Below are 6,580 nucleotides of genomic sequence, written 5' to 3' on the forward strand. Positions count from 1 at the left end.
GCCGTCGCGGGGGTGGATCGAGGGGTTCAGTTCGGATGCACGAGCCCGTGCCGGACCAGCCCGGCGACCACGGTCATGGCGGCGGTCTCGAAATCCGGGGTCGCCGCGTCGCCGGTCTCGCCGAAGGCCAGCAGGTCGACCAGTTCCCGCAGCGGGAGCCCGTCGGGCCGCATCCCGGCCAGCAGGGCGGCCGTGGTGTCGTCGATCTCGTGCTGCCAGCGCGGCCCGTCGCCGCGGTGCAGCCGGGCCACGGCCTGCGCCCAGCCCTCGTCGCCGGGGAGATAGACGCGCTCGAGCGCGGTGGCCGGATCGACCCGGTAGCGCGAGTCGAGGATCAGGTGCGGGTCGGAGGCCGCGGCGCGCAGCCAGGCGGAGCGCTCGAAGTAGGCCAGCGACTCGGGCCCGAGCGGGTCGTCGAAGCCGTGGGTGAGGTCCTCGGCGAGCAGTTCGGTGGGACCGTCGATGGCGCGGAGGTAGACGAATCCGAAGCCGATGCCCTCCACCTCGGATTCCCGGAAGGCGTCGAGCCAGCGTTCGGCGCGGGCCTGGGCGGCGGGCTCGCGCGGGTCCAATCCGGCATCGCGCAGCCAGGTCCCGACATAGAGGGCGGGGTCGGCGACATCGCGCTGCACGATCCAGGCGTCGATGCCCTGGTCGGGCAGCCAGCTCGCGACCCGGCCGCGCCAGTCCTGGCCTTCCCGATGGACCCAGGACGCCAGCAGCGCGGCGGTGCCGCCGGGGTTGAGCAGCTCCGGGATGCCGGAGATGACGAGTTCGCTGGCGCCGTCGAGGGCGAGGCCGGAGTCGCGGTAGGTGTGCTCGACGCGGGCCGGGCCCACGACGAACGGGGGATTGGCGACCACCTGGTCGAAGCGGCGGCCCGCGACGGGCTCGAACCAGGAGCCTTCCAGCAGCTCGATATCGAGCTCGTTGAGCGCGGCGGCGGCCTCGGCCAGCCAGATGGCCCGCTTGTTCACATCGGTGCCGGTGACGCGGCGGCCGTAGGAGGCGGCGTGCACGGCCTGGACGCCGCAGCCGGTGCCCAGGTCGAGGACGGTGCCGGTGGCGGCGGTCGGGGTGGCGCGCAGCAGCGACAGTGAGGCCTGGCCCACGCCGAGCACGTGGTCGGCGTCGAGGGCCCGCCGCCGCATGGAGTCGTCGAGGTCCGACAGCACCCAGCGGGTGCCGTGGCCGAGGTCGAGGGGACGCAGGTCCAGCGCGGCGCGGATCTCGCCGCCGTCGCGCTCGATCAGCCCGGCGGCGACGGCGCGGTCCAGGTCGACGGGCGAAAGGGCCGCTGCCGCTTCGCGTTCGGGGATCGGATCGCCGAGCAGCAGCAGCCGCACCAGCGTGCCGAGCTCGCCGAGGTCGGCGGCGGCCCGGCGGACCGGGACGGGTTCGCCGCGGCCGAGGGCGGCGTGGGCGGAGTCGCCCAGCGCCTCGAGCAGGGTGTCCGCGTTGTAGCGGACGCGGGTCAGCGCCGCGCGTAGATCGGGCGCGAGGTCGGCGAGTAGGGACGAAGTGGTCGTCAAGCGCGGGATGACGGAGCGATTCGTCGGCATGACCGGAACTCTGCCACCGCTACCTGTGGGCATCCGGCAGTGGGGCCGGTTGCGGTTTCCGAACCGGGGGATCGGGTCGCTCGGACGCATGGAAACCGGTTGGTTGCTGGCCGCAGAACTTTCCGAATCCCAGCTCACTTGCCGGTGAATCAATGATCTCACCTGCGGTTATTCGCCCTTGTTACAACCACTTTCGTTGCTACTGTGACCGGCATCACCAGGAGGTATCGCAGTTGACAACTGAAACCCAGACCGGCGGACCGGATCCCGACTGGCCCCAGGTCTTCGACAGCCCCGAGTTCCAGAGCCTGCGGCGTCGCTTCCGCCGCTTCGTCTTCCCCATGACCGCCCTGTTCCTGGCCTGGTACGCGCTGTACGTGCTGCTCGCCGACTACGCGCACGGCTTCATGTCGCACAAGGTGGGCGGCGATATCACCGTCGGCCTGATCTTCGGCCTGCTGCAGTTCGTCTCGACCTTCGTCATCACCGGCCTCTACGTCCGCTACGCCGACCGCACCCTCGACCCGATCGCCGAGGGGATCCGCGCCGAACTGGAAGGGCCGACCCGATGACCACCTATCTGGCCGCAGCCGTCGAGGGCAGCCGTCCCGGCCTCAACATCACCATCTTCGCGATCTTCGTGGCCATCACCCTGGGCATCGTGGTGTGGGCCAGCCGCGACAACCGCACGGCCGCCGACTATTACGCCGCGGGGCGCGCCTTCTCCGGCCCGCAGAACGGCATCGCCATCTCCGGCGACTACCTGTCGGCCGCCAGCTTCCTCGGCATCGCCGGCGCGATCGCGCTGTACGGCTACGACGGGTTCCTCTACTCCATCGGGTTCCTGGTGGCCTGGCTGGTGGCGTTGCTGCTGGTGGCCGAGTTGCTGCGCAACACAGGCAAATTCACGCTCGGCGACGTGCTGGCCTTCCGGATGCGGCAGCGCCCGGTGCGGGCCGCGGCGGCCACCTCGACGCTGGCGGTGAGTCTGTTCTATCTGCTCGCGCAGATGGCGGGCGCGGGCGTGCTGATCTCGCTGCTGCTGGGTGTGTCCGGTTCGGCGGGACAGAATCTCGTGATCGCCGTGGTCGGCGCGATCATGATCGTCTACGTGCTCGTCGGCGGTATGAAGGGCACCACCTGGGTGCAGATCGTGAAGGCGGTGCTGCTCATCGGCGCGGCCGCCGCCATGACCGTGTGGGTGCTGGGCCGCTACGACTTCAACTTCTCCAGCCTGTTACAGGACGCGGTGAACCACGGTGGCAAGACCGGCGCGAAGCTGCTGGAGCCGGGCGCGAAGTACGGCAAGACCGGTACCAGCAAGCTCGACTTCCTTTCGCTCGCTCTGGCTCTGGTGCTGGGCACCGCCGGGCTGCCGCACGTGCTCATGCGGTTCTACACGGTGCCGACGGCCAAGGAGGCGCGCCGCTCGGTGGTGTGGGCGATCGGGCTGATCGGTGTCTTCTATCTGTTCACCTTGGTGCTCGGCTACGGTGCGGGCGCGCTGGTGGGGCCGGAGAGGATCGCCAAGGCGCCGGGCAAGGAGAATGCCGCCGCGCCGCTGCTGGCGTTGGAGCTGGGCGGGCCGGTGCTGCTGGGATTCGTTGCGGCCGTGGCGTTCGCGACGATTCTGGCGGTGGTCGCGGGGCTGACCATCACCGCGTCGGCGTCGTTCGCGCACGACGTGTACGCCAATGTGATCAAGCGCGGCCGTGGTGACGGCGATGCGGGGGAGGGTAGGAACAGCGAGGTGCGAGTCGCGCGGATCACCGCGGTGGTGATCGGCGCGCTGGCGATCATGGGCGGCATTCTGGCGAAGAATCAGAATGTGGCGTTCCTGGTGGCGTTGGCCTTCGCGGTGGCCGCCTCAGCAAACCTACCGACCATTTTGTATTCGCTGTTCTGGCGGCGCTTCAATACCGCCGGCGCGCTGTGGAGCATCTACGGCGGACTGGCGGTCACCATCGTGCTGATCGTGTTCTCCCCGGCGGTCTCCGGAGCGCCCACCGCCATGATCAAATCCCATGACTTCCACTGGTTCCCGCTCGCCAACCCCGGCCTGGTGTCCATCCCGGTTTCGTTCGCTCTGGGCTGGCTGGGAACCGTGCTGTCCAAGGAACACGACGACGGCAAGTACGCCGAGATGCAGGTGCGGTCGCTGACCGGCATCGGAGCGGAAAAGGCTGTGCAACACTGATGTCCGAATTGATTGGCGGAAAGTTCGCTGAAAAGCGTTTCGGAATTTCAAGATCAACAATTTGAAGATCAAAAATACTGCCCCGCAACGAGGTTGGGCTGTGTATGCTATTGATCATGCACGGCCCCACTACGAGGTGGGATGACGGCGAGGCGGTGTCGTATTGGACCTCAACAGGCTCCGGATGCGGAGAGCGACTGCAATTGCAATCGCTTTCGGTGTACTGGCATTGATGGTCACAGGTGCGTTGGATCGATTGTTGCTGGGTGTTTTCATGGCTACCGGTCTGATGCTCGGCTGGGTTAATGCCCGGCTCACGTGGATGTCCATCGTGCGCATCACTGATGCGGAAACTCCCAGCAAACAGAAATTGGCGCTGTCCTCGGCGTCTCGATTGATCATCCTGACCGGGCTGTCGATTCTGGTGGCATTCCTGACCCGTCCCTACGGCGTCGGAATCTTCTTCGGGCTGGCGGTCTTTCAGCTGATTCTGGTTCTCCATACGGCTCTGCCCGAGGTGAAAGGGCTTCGACAGCAGTCATGAGCATCTACGCGATACTGGCCGCCGAGGAATCCTCGGGGGAGGCCAAGATTCACGTCGGCGATCACGCCCAGGCGCACCTGCTGGGCATGACCTTCAATGTCGACACCATCGTGTCCACCGCGGTGGCCGCGCTGATCGTGCTGGGGCTGGCCTTCTACCTGCGGGTGAAGATCACCTCGGGCGTGCCCAACGGGGTGCAGCTGTTCTTCGAGACCATCACCGTCCAGATGCGCTCCCAGGTGGAGACCGCCATCGGGATGAAGGTCGCGCCGTTCGTGCTGCCGCTCGCGGTCACGCTGTTCACGTTCATCCTGCTGTCGAACTGGTTGTCGGTTTTGCCCGTTCAGTACGGTTCGGGCGAATTGATCGCGCCGCCGGCGTCGGACTTCAACTTCACGCTGGCGCTCGCGCTGTTCGTGTTCCTGCTCTATCACGCGGCGGGCGCGTGGCGGCGCGGGCCGGGCGGGCACGCGAAACAGTTGCTGAAGGGACACACCGGCTGGGGCCCCATGGTTTTCATCAATGTGGTCGAGGAAATCGCCAAGCCGCTGTCGCTGTCCTTGCGACTTTTCGGCAATATGTTCGCGGGCGGCGTCATGGTTTCGGTGATCACGTTGTTCCCGTTCTGGATCAGCTGGGGACCGAATGCCGTCTGGAAACTCTTCGACCTGTTCGTCGGGGCGATTCAGGCGTTCATCTTCGCCCTGCTGACCATTCTCTACTTCAGCCAGTCGATGTCGCTGGAGAGTGAAAACCACTGAGCGGCTTCGGCCGTTCGGCGTTGCACCCATTTGGGCTGCAGCTATTTTTCAAAACAAGGAAGTGAACAATGGCAGACCCAGCAACCGCGAGTATCGTTCAAGGCGCCCTCATCGGCGGCGGCATCATTCTGGCGGGCGGTGCCATCGGTGCGGGCATCGGTGACGGTCTGGCCGGCGCGGCGTTGATCAACGGCGTCACCCGGCAGCCGGAGGCGGAAGGCCGCTTGCGTGTGAACTTCTTCCTGACCGTCGGTCTGGTCGAAGCGGCCTACTTCATCAATCTAGCGTTCATGGCACTGTTCGTATTCGCTACTCCCGGTAAGTAGACGTCATCATGTCTCCCAGAACGGATGTGGAGGCCGCGGGGAACTTCCTGGTTCCCAACGGCACCTTCGTGGCCGAGTTATTGATCTTCCTGATCGTGCTCGCAGTCATCTGGTTCTTCGTGGTTCCGCCGATCCGAAAGGTGCTGGCCGAACGGGAGGCACGTGTCGAGGTCACGACGGCGACCGCCAAGGAAGCCAGCGAAACCTTCGCCGAAGCCGAAGCGCGCTACGAGGCAGCCCTCGAGAAGGCCCGACTGGAAGCGGCCGACATCCGCAACCAGGCCCGGGCCGAGGGGCGGGCAATCCTCGAGGGAATGCGCGGCGAGGCCCAGAAAGAGGCCGACCAGATCGTGGCCGAGTCCACGGCGCACCTGCGCGCCGAGGCCGACCAGGTCGCCGCCGAACTACGCGAAGCCGTCGAACCACTCGCTCAGGACCTGGCCGGCCGGGTCTTGGGCGGGAACGATCGTGCCCGGACCAGTGCGGGCCAGCAGAGAGGACGGGGGTCTGCATGATCCTCACCGATACCCATCTCGCCGAGGGTATTTACAACATCACCTTCGATTGGCCCGTCTTCCTCAGTCAGCTGTTCGGCTTCGCCGTCATCGTGTGGTTCATCATGAAATACGTTGTGCCACCGGTGAAGAAGATCATGAACAACGCTCAGGACCAGATCCGCCGGCAACTCGAGGAGAGCGAGGCGGCGGCCGATCGGCTGGCCACCGCCAAAGCCGCCTACGACAATGCCGTCGCCGAGGCCCAGGCCGAACTCGAGCGCATGCGCGAGGAGGCCCGCGCCGACGCCGACCGCATCATTCTCCAGATGCGCGAGGCCGCGGCGGCCGAGGTGGAACGGGTCCGCAAGCAGGGCCGCGATCAGATCCTGCAGTACCGCAGGCAGATGATCCGGGATCTGGAACAGGATCTGGCGGCCGCCATGCTCGCGCTCACCGAGGAGAAGGTGCGCGAGCAGATCGGATCAACGCAGTCCCGTGCCGACAGCATCGAGAGGTTCCTCGAAGATCTGGAGGCGCTGGCCAATTCCGGTGAGGCGCGGCGTCAGCCGCAGACCGAACGGAAATAGGAATACCAACACTCGGGACTCTCAGGGGTTCCCCCCTGAAACCCCTGGGTACCAGGATTTCCCTGAATGGCCAGCGGCACAAGGTCTCCGAGTTCAGGCCTGGCAC

General features: G+C 66.3%; 8 protein-coding genes. 7 read left to right on the forward strand and 1 reads right to left on the reverse strand.

The window, feature by feature from the left end; genetic code table 11:
• Nucleotides 1-26: 26 nt before the first annotated feature.
• Nucleotides 27-1,562, reverse strand: coding sequence for a methyltransferase (locus ACFV4K_RS34185; protein ID WP_379280438.1), 1,536 nt, complete (start codon nucleotides 1,560-1,562; stop codon nucleotides 27-29).
• Between the two features lie 233 nt (nucleotides 1,563-1,795).
• On the opposite strand from ACFV4K_RS34185, the gene ACFV4K_RS34190 reads away from it, so the two are divergent.
• The 7 genes from ACFV4K_RS34190 to ACFV4K_RS34220 all read left to right on the forward strand — a co-directional run bounded on the left by ACFV4K_RS34190 (nucleotide 1,796) and on the right by ACFV4K_RS34220 (nucleotide 6,474).
• Nucleotides 1,796-2,134, forward strand: a complete 339-nt coding sequence (locus tag ACFV4K_RS34190; RefSeq protein ID WP_379280439.1) for a DUF485 domain-containing protein — start codon at nucleotides 1,796-1,798, stop codon at nucleotides 2,132-2,134.
• Nucleotides 2,131-3,759: a cation acetate symporter gene (locus ACFV4K_RS34195; RefSeq protein ID WP_379280440.1), complete on the forward strand. Its 1,629-nt coding sequence runs from the start codon at nucleotides 2,131-2,133 to the stop codon at nucleotides 3,757-3,759. The genes ACFV4K_RS34190 and ACFV4K_RS34195 overlap by 4 nt, the downstream gene beginning before the upstream one ends.
• A gap of 274 nt (nucleotides 3,760-4,033) precedes the next feature.
• Nucleotides 4,034-4,303, forward strand: coding sequence for a hypothetical protein (locus ACFV4K_RS34200; RefSeq protein WP_379280441.1), 270 nt, complete (start codon nucleotides 4,034-4,036; stop codon nucleotides 4,301-4,303).
• Nucleotides 4,300-5,064, forward strand: a complete 765-nt coding sequence (gene atpB / locus ACFV4K_RS34205) for a F0F1 ATP synthase subunit A (protein WP_357093462.1) — start codon at nucleotides 4,300-4,302, stop codon at nucleotides 5,062-5,064. Before ACFV4K_RS34200 ends, atpB begins: the two co-directional genes overlap by 4 nt.
• A gap of 68 nt (nucleotides 5,065-5,132) precedes the next feature.
• Nucleotides 5,133-5,390: a F0F1 ATP synthase subunit C gene (locus ACFV4K_RS34210; protein ID WP_040810042.1), complete on the forward strand. Its 258-nt coding sequence runs from the start codon at nucleotides 5,133-5,135 to the stop codon at nucleotides 5,388-5,390.
• An 8-nt stretch (nucleotides 5,391-5,398) separates the two neighbouring features.
• Nucleotides 5,399-5,905, forward strand: a complete 507-nt coding sequence (locus tag ACFV4K_RS34215) for a F0F1 ATP synthase subunit B (RefSeq protein ID WP_357093465.1) — start codon at nucleotides 5,399-5,401, stop codon at nucleotides 5,903-5,905.
• The gene (locus ACFV4K_RS34220; protein ID WP_379280442.1) at nucleotides 5,902-6,474 is read left to right on the forward strand and encodes a hypothetical protein; all 573 of its coding nucleotides are present in this window, start codon (nucleotides 5,902-5,904) and stop codon (nucleotides 6,472-6,474) included. The genes ACFV4K_RS34215 and ACFV4K_RS34220 overlap by 4 nt, the downstream gene beginning before the upstream one ends.
• Nucleotides 6,475-6,580: the final 106 nt, after the last annotated feature.

Source organism: Nocardia sp. NPDC059764, assembly GCF_042732555.1.
Taxonomy (GTDB): domain Bacteria; phylum Actinomycetota; class Actinomycetes; order Mycobacteriales; family Mycobacteriaceae; genus Nocardia.

Coding starts and splice junctions, on each gene's coding strand:
- ACFV4K_RS34200 (WP_379280441.1), top strand. CDS start 4,034: ATGGCTACCGGTCTGATGCTCGGCTGGGTTAATGCCCGGCTCACGTGG.
- ACFV4K_RS34220 (WP_379280442.1), top strand. CDS start 5,902: ATGATCCTCACCGATACCCATCTCGCCGAGGGTATTTACAACATCACC.
- ACFV4K_RS34195 (WP_379280440.1), top strand. CDS start 2,131: ATGACCACCTATCTGGCCGCAGCCGTCGAGGGCAGCCGTCCCGGCCTC.
- atpB (WP_357093462.1), top strand. CDS start 4,300: ATGAGCATCTACGCGATACTGGCCGCCGAGGAATCCTCGGGGGAGGCC.
- ACFV4K_RS34215 (WP_357093465.1), top strand. CDS start 5,399: ATGTCTCCCAGAACGGATGTGGAGGCCGCGGGGAACTTCCTGGTTCCC.
- ACFV4K_RS34210 (WP_040810042.1), top strand. CDS start 5,133: ATGGCAGACCCAGCAACCGCGAGTATCGTTCAAGGCGCCCTCATCGGC.
- ACFV4K_RS34185 (WP_379280438.1), bottom strand. CDS start 1,562: ATGCCGACGAATCGCTCCGTCATCCCGCGCTTGACGACCACTTCGTCC.